The 14,482-nt window shown below is 46.8% G+C and carries 16 protein-coding genes; 7 read left to right on the top strand and 9 right to left on the bottom strand.

Annotated elements, in window-relative coordinates:
• Positions 1-191 precede the first annotated feature (191 nt).
• Together sucC and sucD are read left to right on the top strand one after the other, a co-directional pair.
• Positions 192-1,340 (top strand): ADP-forming succinate--CoA ligase subunit beta, encoded by a 1,149-nt coding sequence (sucC, locus tag HMPREF0650_RS10840; protein ID WP_004350737.1) that lies wholly within the window; start codon positions 192-194, stop codon positions 1,338-1,340.
• A gap of 30 nt (positions 1,341-1,370) precedes the next feature.
• Entirely contained in the window at positions 1,371-2,237 is an 867-nt protein-coding gene (gene sucD, locus HMPREF0650_RS10835) for a succinate--CoA ligase subunit alpha (RefSeq protein WP_004350736.1), read from the top strand.
• Positions 2,238-2,650: 413 nt separating this feature from the next.
• Here sucD and HMPREF0650_RS10830 read toward each other — a convergent pair whose 3' ends face one another.
• From HMPREF0650_RS10830 to HMPREF0650_RS10815, 4 genes are all read right to left on the bottom strand, one after another.
• Positions 2,651-3,106 carry a hypothetical protein gene (locus HMPREF0650_RS10830; RefSeq protein ID WP_040563233.1) on the bottom strand — a complete coding sequence of 152 codons (456 nt, stop codon included), beginning with the start codon at positions 3,104-3,106 and terminating at the stop codon, positions 2,651-2,653.
• A gap of 364 nt (positions 3,107-3,470) precedes the next feature.
• The gene (gene pyrH / locus HMPREF0650_RS10825) at positions 3,471-4,181 is read right to left on the bottom strand and encodes a UMP kinase (RefSeq protein ID WP_004350735.1); all 711 of its coding nucleotides are present in this window, start codon (positions 4,179-4,181) and stop codon (positions 3,471-3,473) included.
• Positions 4,182-4,278: 97 nt separating this feature from the next.
• Positions 4,279-5,010 carry a biotin--[acetyl-CoA-carboxylase] ligase gene (locus tag HMPREF0650_RS10820; RefSeq protein WP_004350734.1) on the bottom strand — a complete coding sequence of 244 codons (732 nt, stop codon included), beginning with the start codon at positions 5,008-5,010 and terminating at the stop codon, positions 4,279-4,281.
• Positions 5,011-5,016: 6 nt separating this feature from the next.
• Entirely contained in the window at positions 5,017-5,391 is a 375-nt protein-coding gene (locus HMPREF0650_RS10815; RefSeq protein WP_040563232.1) for a YraN family protein, read from the bottom strand.
• 99 nt (positions 5,392-5,490) lie between these two features.
• Between HMPREF0650_RS10815 and HMPREF0650_RS10810 the strand changes: the two genes are divergently transcribed.
• Positions 5,491-5,943, top strand: coding sequence for a nucleoside deaminase (locus tag HMPREF0650_RS10810; protein WP_040563235.1), 453 nt, complete (start codon positions 5,491-5,493; stop codon positions 5,941-5,943).
• 200 nt (positions 5,944-6,143) lie between these two features.
• On the opposite strand, the gene HMPREF0650_RS10805 is transcribed toward HMPREF0650_RS10810, so the two are convergent.
• Positions 6,144-7,001, bottom strand: coding sequence for a Cbp1 family collagen-binding glycoprotein adhesin (locus HMPREF0650_RS10805; protein WP_004350731.1), 858 nt, complete (start codon positions 6,999-7,001; stop codon positions 6,144-6,146).
• Positions 6,998-7,699, bottom strand: coding sequence for a 16S rRNA (cytidine(1402)-2'-O)-methyltransferase (gene rsmI, locus HMPREF0650_RS10800; RefSeq protein ID WP_004350729.1), 702 nt, complete (start codon positions 7,697-7,699; stop codon positions 6,998-7,000). Before rsmI ends, HMPREF0650_RS10805 begins: the two co-directional genes overlap by 4 nt.
• Positions 7,700-7,792: 93 nt before the next feature.
• On the opposite strand from rsmI, the gene HMPREF0650_RS10795 reads away from it, so the two are divergent.
• Positions 7,793-8,413 (top strand): thymidine kinase, encoded by a 621-nt coding sequence (locus tag HMPREF0650_RS10795; RefSeq protein ID WP_004350728.1) that lies wholly within the window; start codon positions 7,793-7,795, stop codon positions 8,411-8,413.
• Between the two features lie 21 nt (positions 8,414-8,434).
• Positions 8,435-9,553 (top strand): AI-2E family transporter, encoded by a 1,119-nt coding sequence (locus tag HMPREF0650_RS10790; protein ID WP_004350727.1) that lies wholly within the window; start codon positions 8,435-8,437, stop codon positions 9,551-9,553.
• 61 nt (positions 9,554-9,614) lie between these two features.
• On the opposite strand, the gene HMPREF0650_RS10785 is transcribed toward HMPREF0650_RS10790, so the two are convergent.
• On the bottom strand, positions 9,615-10,910 hold the full coding sequence (locus tag HMPREF0650_RS10785; RefSeq protein ID WP_004350725.1) for a Y-family DNA polymerase: 1,296 nt from the start codon (positions 10,908-10,910) through the stop codon (positions 9,615-9,617).
• 1 nt (position 10,911) lies between these two features.
• Complete coding sequence (locus HMPREF0650_RS10780) at positions 10,912-11,349, bottom strand: LexA family protein (RefSeq protein WP_004350723.1); 438 nt, start codon at positions 11,347-11,349, stop codon at positions 10,912-10,914.
• 499 nt (positions 11,350-11,848) lie between these two features.
• Between HMPREF0650_RS10780 and HMPREF0650_RS10775 the strand changes: the two genes are divergently transcribed.
• Together HMPREF0650_RS10775 and HMPREF0650_RS13175 are read left to right on the top strand one after the other, a co-directional pair.
• Positions 11,849-13,360, top strand: coding sequence for a 4Fe-4S binding protein (locus tag HMPREF0650_RS10775; RefSeq protein ID WP_004350721.1), 1,512 nt, complete (start codon positions 11,849-11,851; stop codon positions 13,358-13,360).
• Positions 13,361-13,462: 102 nt separating this feature from the next.
• Positions 13,463-13,627: a hypothetical protein gene (locus HMPREF0650_RS13175; RefSeq protein ID WP_155813640.1), complete on the top strand. Its 165-nt coding sequence runs from the start codon at positions 13,463-13,465 to the stop codon at positions 13,625-13,627.
• 9 nt (positions 13,628-13,636) lie between these two features.
• Here HMPREF0650_RS13175 and HMPREF0650_RS10770 read toward each other — a convergent pair whose 3' ends face one another.
• Positions 13,637-14,017, bottom strand: coding sequence for a YccF domain-containing protein (locus HMPREF0650_RS10770; protein ID WP_004350719.1), 381 nt, complete (start codon positions 14,015-14,017; stop codon positions 13,637-13,639).
• Between the last annotated feature and the right edge of the window lie 465 nt (positions 14,018-14,482).

Raw genomic sequence — 14,482 nt, 5'->3', positions numbered from 1 at the left:
CTAAAAGCAATAAAGTTTAATTTTGGGAGGAAAATTTACCACCGTCTACGATTTTGTCACAGCCAATGTTCCCGTCATTTTAAATCGTTAACATTTCGAGTGGTGATTTTTATCCTTTTTTGTCATCGTACACAAAAAAAGCATTATATTTGCAAGGTTAACAAAACTATTTACTAACAAAACAAATTGCCATGAAGGTTCATGAATATCAGGCGAAAGCCTTGTTTGCACAGTACCATTTGCCAGTAGACAAGAGTGTATTGTGTCGGACGGTCGATGAGGCCGTATCAGCTTACCAATCCTTAGGATCAGAGCGTGCAGTTGTAAAGGCCCAAGTGCATACGGGTGGTCGTGGAAAGGCTGGCGGCGTGAAAGTTGCTAAAGGAGAAGAACAACTTAGAGAATATGCTTCTCAAATTTTAGGTATGGATATCAAAGGCTTTACCGTCGATCGTATCTTGGTAGGCGAGGCTATTGATATTGCGTCAGAGTATTATGTAAGTATTGTCATCGACCGAAAAGTAAAGTCTGCCATTCTGATGTTAAGTCGTGAGGGTGGTATGGACATCGAGTCGGTTGCTAAAAATACACCCGAAAAAATCCATAAGATACCCATTGACCCGCTTATTGGCATGCCCGATTATCTGGCAAGAGAAGCTGCTTTTTGTCTTTTCGATGACAAAGCGTTAGTGAATCAGGCCGTTCCAGTTTTCCAAAATCTGTACCGTCTCTTCAAAGAGAAAGACGCTTCGTTGGCAGAAATCAATCCATTAGTAGTGACCAAGAGTGGAGAGGTGAAGGCGATTGATGCCAAGATGACTTTCGATAACAATGCTTTGTATCGTCATCCTGATGTTTTCGAACTCTTTGAGCCTACGGCAGAAGAGCGCAAGGAGCAGGATGCTAAAGACAAAGGATTTAGTTATGTCAACCTTGGTGGTGAGATTGGATGCATGGTGAACGGTGCCGGACTGGCAATGGCAACCATGGATATGATTAAACTGTATGGTGGTAATCCTGCCAATTTCTTGGACATTGGTGGTAGTTCTAATCCTACGAAGATTGTCGAGGCGATGAAACTGTTACTCAGTGACAGTCATGTACGGGTGGTTCTCATTAACATCTTTGGTGGTATCACACGTTGCGACGATGTGGCAAAGGGATTAATCGAAGCGTTTAAGATGCTCGATACCGACATGCCAATCGTCATCCGACTCACTGGTACCAACGAAGCGGAGGGTCGCGAGTTGTTGAAAGGAACCAAGTTCCATGTGGCTAAGACCATGAGCGAGGCTGGTAAAAAGGCTGTAGAGTTGGCTCAACAGTGCATGAACAAATAAGATATCTAACCATGTTAAATCTATAAAGCGATGAGTATATTAATTAATCACGATACAAAGTTAATTGTCCAAGGAATTACAGGACGAGATGGCAGTTTCCATGCCACGAAAATGAAGGAGTATGGAACCAATGTGGTAGGTGGAACTTCGCCTGGCAAGGCTGGACAAGAGGTTGCAGGAATTCCTGTTTTTAATACGGTAAAAGATGCAGTGAAAGCTACAGGTGCCAACACTTCGGTGATTTTTGTGCCAGCAGCCTTTGCCAAAGATGCCATGCTCGAGGCTGCCGATGCCGGCATTCAGTTGATTATTTGTATTACAGAGGGCGTACCAACGCTGGATGTCGTTGAGGCTTATCGTTACATCTCCGACAAAGGAGCCAAGTTGATAGGTCCTAACTGCCCGGGATTGATTTCTCCTGAAGAAAGTATGGTGGGCATTATGCCAACCAATATCTTTAAGAAGGGGCACACGGGTGTGATTAGTCGTAGCGGAACATTGACCTATCAGGTGGTTGCTGACCTCACTGCTGCTGGCTTTGGACAGTCTACCGCAGTGGGTGTAGGTGGTGATCCCATCGTGGGGTTGTATTTCCAAGACTTGTTGGAGATGTTCCAAAACGACCCAGAGACAGACAGTATCGCCCTTATTGGTGAGATTGGTGGCGACGCAGAAGAGCGTGCAGCCGACTATATCAAACAGCATGTTACCAAACCCGTGGTGGCTTTCATCTCTGGGCGCGAGGCTCCAAAGGGCAAACAAATGGGACATGCGGGTGCCATTATTTCCAGTGGTTCGGGAACGGCAGCCGAGAAGATTGCCGCTTTTGAAGCCGCAGGCGTGCCAGTGGCTCGCGAAACCTGCGAAATCCCTGCCTTGTTGAAAGAGCGCATGTAACAGTTGTAAATATCTGAGAATGAGTAGGATAAGCTAACGTGTAACGCTTGACTTTCCTACTTGTTCCTGATGTTGAAACAAAAGCATAGAGTTAAGCCCCTTAAAGCATGTAGATTACACGCTAATCTGCATGCTTTAAGGGGCTTTATGCAATGAGTTTGTTTGGAGAGGGAGAGTGGGGGAGTTTTTACCCAAAAATCGCTTGACAGATTTTGCTGTTTGCTCTATGTTACCTGTCAATAAATGATTAACTTTGTCATTGAAATTTATATTCTCAAAATCATCATCATTATATTATTATCCATCTAATTATTTTATCGGTATGAAATCTCGCTTCCTGTTGATTTGCAGCATGTTCGTGATATTCACAGCGTGATAGAACTGGTATATCCCATTCTTTGAAGAGGAACTATCTACATACTTGGTTGTCTTATGTAAACAATCGATGTCTTATAAGCCCCACCAAATATAACTCGGATTTCTCTGGTTGAACCAGTTGCGTTTGGTGTTATAACGACTTTTGTTGTATGTGGTAAAACAGAAGTTATAGTAACTTGTCCCCAATCCTCATTACAGATAGTTTGAGGATATTGAATGTCCTGTTGTTGTGATCTGTCCCATCGATAACTTCCACAAGAGACCTCACTCACAAAACCAGAATCTTTATTTTTTCCTTTAGCTTCGAAAGTAATCGTTCCTCCTTCAGCTAACAATGTACCAACATGTGTATGGTTGTTAACACTCACATCGTGCAATTCGATGCCAGTGACCTTGAAATCTATATTTTCGAATTCTTCGTCTTCATTTCCGCAGGAAGATAATCCCACAACTAAGGCAAATATACAGAGGAATTTAAGTAATGTTCTCATCTCTTTATGATTGAATATTCTAGGTTATATTTGTAATTGGATGTACCGCCATATTGGTATTCTCCGGTATTGCTATCCCTATCTATAGCCCCAGCATTCGTGTCAAAAGTGTGGCTTAAATAGTATTTTGGGCATCCTCGACGCACCGAAAAGGGAGTAAAGAAAGCTTAGATTGTTGGGTATCATCTTTCCTCCCTTCGATCATGGCATTCTTGGTCTTGCTGATTATAGCTGCCATGAACTAAAACATATAGCGGAAGTAGTTGTATGTTTCATGGCAGAGTAGCAGTTCTTCCGATGAAAGCGATACGTTTTGCATGACAAGCGTATGACATTTAGCGGAAGAACCTTATTTTACATCAGCCTAATTGTGGACCAAAGTGCCGATGGGTTCGCCTTCCAGCACCTTCTTCAGGTTGCCAACCACATCCATGTTGAACACATAGACCGGAAGGTTGTTTTCCTTGCACATGGCCGTCGCGGTGAGATCCATCACCTTCAGATGACGGTTATACACCTCGTCAAAGGTGATGTCGTCAAACTTCGTAGCCGTGGGGTCTTTCTCCGGGTCGGCTGTGTACACGCCATCAACACGCGTACCTTTGAGCATGACGTCGGCTTCAATCTCGATACCACGCAGCGAACTGCCCGTGTCTGTGGTGAAATAGGGTGAGCCCGTGCCGCACGAGAAGATGCAAACCAGTCCGTTTTCCATCGCCTCAATGGCCTTCCATTTGTTGTAATACTCGCCAATAGGCTCCATGCGAATGGCAGTCATCACCTTATTTTTAACGCCAATCGCACCCAATGCGGAACTCAACGCCAAGGAGTTGATTACCGTAGCGCACATACCCATCTGGTCACCCTTCACGCGGTCAAAACCTTTCTGCGACCCGCTCAGTCCTCTGAAAATGTTTCCGCCACCGATGACGATACCTACTTGCACGCCCATGTCGTGCACTTCCTTGATTTGTTGGGCATAGTCGGCGAGCCGATTGGGGTCGATTCCATAGCTCTGACTGCCCATCAGGCTTTCTCCACTCAACTTCAAGAGTATACGTTTAAACTTTACCATATTGATTATAAATGATCGTTTGATTGATTTTTTGTAAAAAAATAGCGCAAGCCGAATACAAAGAAAACTTGTTTACTTTGTTAAGGCGCAGCCTATTTTATGTAATAAACTCCACCTCTTTAAGGTAGTAGCCTCTCATGCGTCCATCGGTATCTTGCAGCACCAGTCGCCCATCGGGTTCCACCGTCACGATGGAAGCCTGGAAACAGCCATCACGGTCGCGATAAGGATGCACGCCCTCCCGCCGATACAGCGCAGCATGATACTGGTTGGAGATTTCGTCGAACGCTCCTTCTTCCAAGCGATTGTAATACTGCTCAAAAGCTTTGATAAGTTGATGAAGCAGCTTGTCGCGTTCCAACTCATGTCCCAGAATCTGCGCTAAGGACACAGGATTGGGCGCATCACTCTCAAAGACCGCCTGATTGACGTTGAGGCCCACTCCATAGACACAGCGTTGAATAACCTGTGCGTGTACGCTCAACTCGATGAGTGTGCCACTCAGTTTGCAGTCTTTCCAGTAGATGTCATTCGGCCATTTAAGGGTAATGTCGTCAACATATTCGTCTAACACGGCTTTAATGGACAAAGCACCAGCCATAGACAAAAAGAATTGACTTTTTACCGGCAGCTTTTGGGGATGAACCAGCAAGGAATACAGCAAATTTTTCCCTGCCTGACTTTCCCAACCATTCTGTCCTTGTCCCTTACCGCTCGTCTGATAATCGGCCTGTACGACCACCAGTTCTTCGTTGAAACAATCAGCGTGTTCGCAAAGGTACACATTGGTAGAGTCTACCTCATTGAGTTTGACCAGTTTGATACGCATTTTTGGTTATAACAATACAGGGTTGAAGGCATCTTCGAAGTGCTCGATCTGCATGTTCTCGGCTGTCGAACCCACGATGGAAATGACGTCAAAGCGCAGCTCCTCTTGTATGTCAAACATCTTTACATAAACATCAGCTGCGATACCGAGATTCCTCATCTTCTTCTCATCAACGGCATCCGAGGGCAAAGCGACCTCGTCTGACCGACGTGTTTTCACCTCGACAAACACACAGGTAATGCCATCGGGCGATAAGGCGATGATATCAATCTCGAACTTACCATGCCGCCAGCCACGCTCGCGGATGGTATATCCCTGTTTGTGCAGGTAATCGACGGCTGTATCTTCGCCCCATTTCCCAAATTTGTTGTGTGTAGCCATGTCGTGATGCTCCCTGATGATGTGTTGCAAAAATACGGTTTTTCTTCCACACATCAAAAAGAATGTTGTAAATTTGCAAGCACACAAACAGACACGACCATGACCGACGACGAACAACGCAAACAAGACGAACAGTTTATGCAAAAGGCACTGGCAGAGGCTCATGCCGCCTACGATGAAGGAGAAGTACCCATTGGCGCCGTCATCACATGCCAAGGTCGCATCATTGCACGCGCACACAATCAGACTGAAACCCTGAACGATGTCACGGCGCATGCGGAGATGCTGGCCATCACGGCCGCAGCGGCTCAACTCGGCGGCAAATATCTGCCCCAATGCACCCTCTACGTCACCGTTGAACCTTGTCCGATGTGCGCTGGTGCCATGGGCTGGGCGCAGGTTTCACGCATCGTGTATGGGGCCGGCGATGACAAACGGGGCTACCAGCGGTATGCGCCAAACGTGTTACATACCAAGGCAACGGTCACGGGTGGCGTGCTGGAAGAGGAATGCAAGCAGCTGATGCAACAGTTTTTCAAAGCAAAACGATAAGGAATTGCAAGGCTGAGCTGGCGCAAAGTCGTTTCAACAAGGAGAATGAGCGATTTCAATAGGGTGATTGAAGCGGTTGGCATCAATAAAAAATCCTCCTACTCGGACTGATCCGAGCAAGAGGATTGATGTGTATAGTTATTGCTTCCCAGCAGACGCATGTGCGTTATTTCTGGGAAGGAGCCGTGTTCTCGACAGCCTTATCTCACCAAGATAACGAGGTACTTGCTGGTGCTCCAGAAGATTTCTGGATTAGTGATTCGAAGCACATACTGCTTGTTGGCATCGCGCTGCAACAGATAACTGCTGGATGGGTGCATGGTGAGAACCTTAGCCGACTTGGAGTACAACTTGATTTCTTTGTTCACGCGGATGTCAATCTTGGTGAAATAATCCTTGTTGAAGTTGGCCTGCAACACCTTATCACCCTCGATGATTCGCTGTTCTTTCAGCTCTTTTCGTGTACCAAACACAAACCAAGCGGTGTTAAGCTGCTTATCCTGGCTGTTGATTACCTGTGATTTCTGCGAACTCTCGGTTGCCAAATTGTTGACATTGGTGTTCAGGTTGTTGATTGTTTCATCCAACTCGGAGATATGGATATCCTTCGCATCCAGTTCGGCACGCAATTCCTGAAGCTGCTTGTCTTTCTCTTCCAACTGAGCGGTGAGGCTGTCCAATGCTTTTTTCAAGCCATCACCTTTCACGGAGCTTTGCTTGAGTTGGTTGCGGAGCTTGGCAATCAGTTCGCGGTTACGCTTCATGGTAGACGCAATGAACTGAATGTCCTCACGAATCTGCTGCCCTTTGTTGGCGCCCTCACCTTCTTTGGCGATGGTAACCCTGTTTTCTGCCGCATTAATTTCCTTGAATCCCTCTTGGATTTCATTGAGCGTACCCATCATGTCATTGATTTCGTTGTCTTTCTGACTGATGACTTGCTGCAAAGAATCGGCTTGGGCCGCCTGTTCCAAATCGCTGTTTTTCTTGTTGTTCTGACATCCAAAGCATGCGAAAGTAAAGATGGCAATGGTGGCCAGACTTAAAATCTTTTTCATATTCGTTCTGTTTTAAGTTTCTTATTCTTATTATCTCCACCCACCACAATGACGATTTCGCCTCGCGGTGGAACTTCTTTAAAATGTTGTATCACCTCTTCAAGTGTGCCTCGGACATGTTCTTCGTGCAGTTTGGATATCTCACGAGCCACGCTCACGGGGCGGTCGGGGCCAAATACATCGGCAAATTGCTGTAATGTTTTCAGCAAACGATAGGGCGACTCGTAGAAAACCATCGTTCTACGCTCTTCTTTGAGCGCCTCCAACTGTGTTTGTCGACCTTTTTTCTGCGGCAAGAAGCCTTCGAAACAGAAGCGGTCACAGGGTAAACCGGATGAGACAACAGCCGGAATGCAAGCGGTGGCTCCAGGCAGTGTTTGTACCGTTATGCCTGCTTTTGCAGCCTCGCGTGCCAGAAAGAACCCCGGGTCGCTGATGCCGGGTGTGCCCGCATCGCTGATGAGCGCTATGCTCTGGCCTGCTTTCAATCGTTCTACAATGCCCGCGGAAGTGCCATGTTCGTTGAACTTATGGTGTGATAGCAAGTGATTTTGTATGTCATAATGCTTCAACAACTTGCCCGATGTCCTGGTATCTTCTGCCAACACCAGGTCCACCTCCTTGAGAATGCGAATGGCTCGCATCGTCATATCTTCCATATTCCCCACTGGGGTGGGCACGATGTACAATATTCCCATATAGAACGCAAATATAGTTAAATAATCAAGACGAACAAAAAAACTGTCAATTTCTTTGCAATTTTTAATTGCTCTTCGTATTTTTGCAGCAACATGATGGAATATTTGACAGGCGAATCACATCGCCCAGGAAGAATAGAAGTGATATGTGGCTCTATGTTTTCGGGCAAGACAGAAGAGCTGATTAGGCGCATGCGACGGGCTAGCTTTGCCAAGCAGCGCGTTGAGATCTTCAAACCCGCCATAGACACTCGCTATTCCGAGGAGAATGTGGTGAGCCATGACCAGCATGCCATTCAGTCTACTCCCGTTGATTCATCGTCAAGCATTTTGTTATTGTCTTCCGATGCGGATGTCGTGGGTATCGATGAAGCCCAATTCTTCGATGATGGACTCGTCAAGGTGTGCAACGAATTGGCCAACAAAGGGGTGCGCGTGATCATCGCAGGACTTGACATGGATTTCCAAGGAAAGCCTTTCGGACCCATTCCCGGCTTGTGTGCCATCGCTGATGAGGTGACCAAAGTGCATGCCATCTGCGTGAAATGCGGCGCTTTGGCTTACATCAGCCACCGATTGGTGCAGAACGATAAGCGCGTTTTGCTGGGCGAAAAGCTCACCTATGAACCCCTTTGTCGGGAATGTTATCAAAAGACCTTGCTCGAAGAACAATCCGTTTCGATGGCTCCCCAACAGGAAGAAAAGCTCAAATAGGATACATCAATCTACGAAAATATGAAAAGACAAGAAATCACCTTTGACAAATTTATACGAATAGCCTCCGTCCTGCTATTGATATTCTTCGTATTATACCTTGTCAACTACCTGAGTGGTGTGCTTCTACCTTTCTTTGTGGCCTGGCTCTTTGCCTACTTGCTCTACCCACTGGTGAAGTTTGTGCAATATAAAATGCATGTCAAAGTTCGCGCCATTGCTATTATCATCACCATGTTGGCCGTGGCTGTGGTGATTGGTGGACTGGTATATGCCATCATTCCACCGATGATAGAACAGTTTGGCAAGCTCAACGACATCCTTAACAACTGGATTAATCAAAGCACACACAGTAGCGACTTAGGCTCTTACATCTCGCAGTGGATTACCAAAAACCGCACTGAAATAGAAAGCTTCATGAAGAGCAAGGATTTCAGCGACATTCTTAAAACGGGGATGCCCAAGGTATTTACCTTGCTTGGACAAACGGCCAGTGTCGTGATTAGCATTATCGCTTCGTTAATCACCTTATTATATACCTTCTTTATCTTGCAAGATTATGAATTTTTGACCGACAACTGGATTCGCATTTTCCCGAAGAAGAATCGTCCATTCTGGGAAGAGTTGATGAAAGATGTGGAAAGAGAACTCAATAATTACATCCGAGGACAAGGACTTGTTTCACTCATCTTAGGCATTCTCTTCGGCATTGGCCTCTCCATCATCAATTTCCCAATGGCCATTGCGCTTGGCATCATGATGGGATTTATGAACCTGGTGCCCTACCTCCACACACTGGCCTTGGTGCCAATGGTCTTCCTGTCCATGCTGAAAGCAGCTGACACGGGCCAGAATTTCTGGATTGTCTTTGGCTTGGCCATGCTCGTGTTCCTGATTGTTCAGGTGATTAGTGATACCGTCCTCACGCCTAAAATCATGGGAAAAGCCATGAACCTCAATCCCGCCATCCTGCTTTTGTCCCTGTCTGTATGGGGAACATTGCTTGGATTCATTGGTCTGATTGTGGCTCTTCCGCTAACAACCCTGCTCATTGCTTATTGGCAGAAGTATGTGACGCGTGAGAAAAAACAGGACGAAACAACGCAAGAACAAGTGCTTGAGCAGGCGGAAGAAGGATAAGAGGCAGAACACGCAGGGCGAATTCCGTCACTATTTGCTGCCAAGAAATGCTTGGGAATGCCTATTTCAGGGTGATGATGTCGCTCCAACGCGTGGTGGGATTCTTACTTCTAAAATCGTGTCGAATGGCATCCGTGAAAGCTACATGGTGGCCTTGCTTGTCTTTTTCACGGTATTGCTGGGCTCCTAATACCACCAATTCGGAGCCGCCGAGCTTGTTCAGGCGGTCGATCACCTGATCAAGCCGCATCTGTTTTTCCATCTTATCGCGGTTATAATCGATAAAATTGGTCTGAACAGCACTGTCGGACATGATTCCCATCACAATAACTCCCGCCTTTTTGTACTGCAAACCAGGCACGAAGATTTCCTGCAAAGCTTTTGCTGCCGCTTGCACAATCTGCTGTGTGGAGTTGGAAGGCGTCAAAAGTGTCACCTCGCGGCTGTTCCAATACTGCTGTTGGTCTTCTCTAAACTGATTGGTGTGGATGAATACACTCACCACAGACGCCACGCTGTGTTGCCGTCTGAGCTTCTGCGAACAGCGCACAGCGAAGTTGGAAACGTGCGTCCTAACGGCTTCAAAGTCGGATATCGTACCCGTAAAGCTGCGACTGGTACAGATACTTTTCTTTTTCGCAGGTTCTTCATTCGGAATACAGTCCTCCCCATTGAGTTCCATCCAGGTCCTCACACCAGTGACATGGAACAGCAACCGAACCCACTCCTTGGAATGGTTGGCAAAGTCGTAGGCCGTCTTGTCGCCCATTTCCAATAGCTTGGGGGTGTTTCGATGTCCTATTCCCCACACCTCACCCACAGGAAACAGCTGGAGAGCCTTGATGCGTTTTTCCTCCGTATCGATGATGCAACAATGATGATAGCCCTCATGTTTCTTGGCAAAGTGGCTGGCCGCCTTCGCCAGCGTCTTGGTTTTGGCCATTCCGATGCTGACGGGAAGCCCCGTATGCTTCAGAATACGCCGATGCAGGTCTTCGCCCCACTGCTTTAGTTCGTCAAAACTCATGTCGGGTAGCAAGCAGAAGCATTCGTCAATGGAATAACGAAACATCTGTGGAGCAGCGTCTTTGATGATGGTCATGACACGCGCCGTGAGTTCGCCATACAACTCGTAATTGCTGGAAAACACGGCAACTTCCTCACCAGGGAATTGCTCTTTCATCTGATAATAAGGCAATCCAGCCTTGATGCCCATCTGTTTGGCCTCCTTACTGCGTGCCACCACGCAACCATCGTTGTTGCTCAGCACAACAACGGGCTTGCCGTTGAGATCGGGACGGAACACCCGTTCACAACTCACATAGCAGTTGTCACAGTCGCAGATGGCGTAAAACATATTACTTTTTCCAGTTTTTGATGGTCCAAACCACCACGCCCCACACCTCAAACTTATCCAATTCGCTGACCCTAATCGGACGGAACGCCTTGTTGGCGGGCCGCAATTCGATATAACCCTCATGCACATGGGTCATGTCGAGATACTTGATGGTGAACTCTCCATTGAAGTAAGCCACAATCACATCATTGTGTCCAGCCTCCACCGAACGGTCTATCACGGCGATATCCCCATCGTTGATGCCGGCATCTATCATCGAGTCGCCCGACACCCGGCCATAGAACGTAGCGTCGGGATGACGGATGAAGTCACGATTGAAGTCGAGAGAGTCTTGCAGATAATCACCCGCAGGACTCGGAAAGCCGGCTTTGATGCCTGGCGCCAGCTCGAGTTCAAGTTGTTCGAGAAACGAACTATTGAGTATTTTGATGCTTGACATATCAGTCTGTTTGCTCCTCCAATGCCTGTTGTATTTTGTTATAATTGCAACAAATTTACGGCTTTTAGACGAGAAACACAAGCGTGTGTTATTTTTTAGTTGAATTGTCCGCATTGTAGGAACGATTGAAGCTACGCTTAGTTGTGAGCATGAGGGAAACTGGAGTTCATCGGGAAACCACATCTGGCATAAAGGTCAAGCCGCAACCATGGAGCGTCGCAAGCGAACAAGCCATAATACAAGGATGTCACCGTGAATGGGATTTTCGTACTAATATATGTTAAGATATCATGACGAGGTATAGTTATCTCCATAAATCCAACTATTTTTATAAACGATTCCAGGTCATTGTCACTCAAAGATTTCGTTGATAGCACCCGAAAGTATACGTGATACGCAGTCGAAAGCGATGATGATGACATGGCAACGAAGAATTGGTAGGTTTCGCAACGAACACACCAAATCCTGATAGCGTTTTGAATTTTCAAGATTGACGATTATGTTACGAAAAATAAGATTAACTTGTGCCCTTGTTGTGTTTGTGCTCATCACAGGGCTGTTCCTCGATTTCACCGGTACACTACACACCTGGCTGGGTTGGCTGGCAAAGATACAATTCCTGCCCGCCGTACTTGCGTTGAACATTGGAGTGATTGTTTTCTTGGTTGTGCTGACTTTGGTATTCGGACGTATCTATTGCTCCATTATCTGTCCATTGGGCGTTTTCCAAGATATTGTGTCATGGGTTAGCGGACGACGCAAGAAAAAGCATTATCGTTTCTCATACTCTCCTGAAGTAAAGTGGTTGCGATATGGCGTTTTTATCCTTTTTGTCATTGCCTTGATCGCAGGCATTGGCTCCTTGGTGGCATTGCTCGCTCCTTACAGTTCGTACGGACGCATCGTACAGAACCTGTTTCAGCCTATATATATCTGGGGCAACAACCTGCTGGCTTTCTTGGCCGAACGTGCCAACAGCTATGCTTTCTACGAAAAGGATGTGTGGCTGCGCAGTCTGCCTACTTTCATCATCGCCGCAGTAAGCTTTGTTGCGCTCATCGTGTTGGCTTGGCTCAACGGACGTACCTATTGCAACACCGTTTGTCCGGTGGGCACCGTGCTGGGGTTTATCTCGCGCTTCTCGCTGCTTCATCCCGTGCTCGATGCCGGGAAATGTACCAAATGCAGTCTGTGCGCACATAGATGCAAAGCGGCTTGCATAGATTACAAAAACCACAAGATTGACTACAGCCGATGCGTGGCGTGCATGGATTGTATAGATACCTGTCAGCACGACGCGCTTCATCTGCAATGGAGATGGAACGACATGAACCGCTCAAACGAAGACAAAATTGTGAAAGCGGATGCCACAAAGCCGATTGATACCTCACGCCGAACATTCCTCATCGGGGTGGCTGTTGCCATGACAACGGCGGCATGGGCACAGAAAAAGAAGAAGATAGACGGAGGATTGGCTGTCATTGAAGACAAAATCGCTCCGAAACGAACGACACCTATCACACCTCCTGGTTCGCTTTCGGCCGAGAATATGGCACGGCACTGCACCGCATGTCAGCTTTGCGTGGCGCAGTGCCCCAACGATGTGCTTCGCCCGTCAACCGACTTGATGAAGTTGATGCAACCCACCATGTCGTTCGAGCGAGGCTATTGCCACCCTGGATGCACGCGATGCAGCAATGTTTGCCCTACTGGTGCCATCAGACCCATCACACGCACGGCCAAATCAGCAACGCAAATCGGCCATGCCGTTTGGGTGAAAAAGAATTGCATTCCACTCACTGATGGTGTAGAATGCGGCAATTGCGCCCGTCATTGTCCCGCAGGTGCCATTACAATGGTGCCGAGTAAGGCTTCAAATCCAAAATCTCCGAAAATCCCAGCGGTCAACACCGAACGTTGTATTGGATGTGGGGCGTGCGAAAACCAGTGTCCGGCACGTCCGTTCAGTGCTATCTATGTAGAAGGCTATGAAATGCACCGTATTGTCTAATCAAACTTGAACGAAACAATGACTAAATAGAACAGTTGAAACAAGGGACACTATAAAAGCAACGGTCATTGATGGCGCAACAACATATCGCCGCCATAAGAGATGTTCCGCTTGTTGGGCATGGCCATGATGGCAACACCTGGCTGGGACATGATGTCAAGCTGGGACAAGGTATCAGCCAAGGTGATTGTGGACAACGAGCATTTTGTATCGCGTCTTTCTCCTATGCCTTGCGCCACTCATTTGAGCAATTGGTCGTCCCAATAACCCTTGTGCCTAAAAGTTATCGTTCACAATTTGTTTCCCGAAAGGAGTCAGAGCAAGACGCATCAGACGAAAGTGCATTTTGGCCCATGGTATACCAACGATGGTGATACCGAGCAGCAGACCGAAGCCAAGATGCGTGAGGGCAATCCAGATGCCCCCGATAAAGAACCACAGCACATTCATAAACACGTTGACGCAACCACTGCCCTGCGGACGGTCGACAACATGCGAACCGAATGGCCACAGGGCAAGTATGCCAAGCTTCATCGTAGCAATGCCAAAGGGAATACCAATGATGGTAATCATCAGCACCAATGACGAAGCGAAATACTCCAAGGCGACGCCAAGGCCGCCAAAGATAAGCCAGATAATGTTTCCTAAAATTTTCATAACGACCTACTCATGATATGTTGCTGACAAAAATAGGAAAAATATTTTGAATTGGTAACCCATTTTCCCAGAAATATGAAGTTGTACCATCCTTTGTCGAAACCAGACAGTCTGTATGCTCTACTGATGATATCGAATAAGGATGCTCTGCATGATAATGGTACTGGCATGACCTATACGGCGTTTTTTTAACACAAATGCCGAGCGTTTTTTCAACCAACTGGTTCGTGCGTTGAAAAAACGACAAGCAGGAACGGTTTTTATTATTAAATTGATTACCACCGAGTTGGATGATTTCTCAACTTAAAACGCCATGAAAAAGTAAAGCGTTTAGAGCCAAAATGCCTGTTTTTGATGCAAAAAAACCTTCTATATGGTGCAAATTGGGCGGTTAAAGCATGCAAATTGGGCGGTTAAAGCATGTTGATTGCCGCATTGTTGGATATGAATGACTGCACAAGGTAA

It is taken from the genome of Hoylesella buccalis ATCC 35310, from assembly GCF_000177075.1.
Taxonomy (GTDB): Bacteria; Bacteroidota; Bacteroidia; order Bacteroidales; family Bacteroidaceae; genus Prevotella; species Prevotella buccalis.
Note: the sequence above shows the minus strand (reverse complement) of the source record. Positions and strands in the feature narration are given on the sequence as shown.

Excerpts from the sequence above, each read along its gene's own strand:
- sucC (WP_004350737.1), top strand. The coding sequence starts at position 192 with ATGAAGGTTCATGAATATCAGGCGAAAGCCTTGTTTGCACAGTACCAT.
- sucD (WP_004350736.1), top strand. The coding sequence starts at position 1,371 with ATGAGTATATTAATTAATCACGATACAAAGTTAATTGTCCAAGGAATT.
- HMPREF0650_RS10830 (WP_040563233.1), bottom strand. The coding sequence starts at position 3,106 with ATGAGAACATTACTTAAATTCCTCTGTATATTTGCCTTAGTTGTGGGA.
- pyrH (WP_004350735.1), bottom strand. The coding sequence starts at position 4,181 with ATGGTAAAGTTTAAACGTATACTCTTGAAGTTGAGTGGAGAAAGCCTG.
- HMPREF0650_RS10820 (WP_004350734.1), bottom strand. The coding sequence starts at position 5,010 with ATGCGTATCAAACTGGTCAAACTCAATGAGGTAGACTCTACCAATGTG.
- HMPREF0650_RS10815 (WP_040563232.1), bottom strand. The coding sequence starts at position 5,391 with ATGGCTACACACAACAAATTTGGGAAATGGGGCGAAGATACAGCCGTC.
- HMPREF0650_RS10810 (WP_040563235.1), top strand. The coding sequence starts at position 5,491 with ATGACCGACGACGAACAACGCAAACAAGACGAACAGTTTATGCAAAAG.
- HMPREF0650_RS10805 (WP_004350731.1), bottom strand. The coding sequence starts at position 7,001 with ATGAAAAAGATTTTAAGTCTGGCCACCATTGCCATCTTTACTTTCGCA.
- rsmI (WP_004350729.1), bottom strand. The coding sequence starts at position 7,699 with ATGGGAATATTGTACATCGTGCCCACCCCAGTGGGGAATATGGAAGAT.
- HMPREF0650_RS10795 (WP_004350728.1), top strand. The coding sequence starts at position 7,793 with ATGATGGAATATTTGACAGGCGAATCACATCGCCCAGGAAGAATAGAA.
- HMPREF0650_RS10790 (WP_004350727.1), top strand. The coding sequence starts at position 8,435 with ATGAAAAGACAAGAAATCACCTTTGACAAATTTATACGAATAGCCTCC.
- HMPREF0650_RS10785 (WP_004350725.1), bottom strand. The coding sequence starts at position 10,910 with ATGTTTTACGCCATCTGCGACTGTGACAACTGCTATGTGAGTTGTGAA.
- HMPREF0650_RS10780 (WP_004350723.1), bottom strand. The coding sequence starts at position 11,349 with ATGTCAAGCATCAAAATACTCAATAGTTCGTTTCTCGAACAACTTGAA.
- HMPREF0650_RS10775 (WP_004350721.1), top strand. The coding sequence starts at position 11,849 with ATGTTACGAAAAATAAGATTAACTTGTGCCCTTGTTGTGTTTGTGCTC.
- HMPREF0650_RS13175 (WP_155813640.1), top strand. The coding sequence starts at position 13,463 with ATGTTCCGCTTGTTGGGCATGGCCATGATGGCAACACCTGGCTGGGAC.
- HMPREF0650_RS10770 (WP_004350719.1), bottom strand. The coding sequence starts at position 14,017 with ATGAAAATTTTAGGAAACATTATCTGGCTTATCTTTGGCGGCCTTGGC.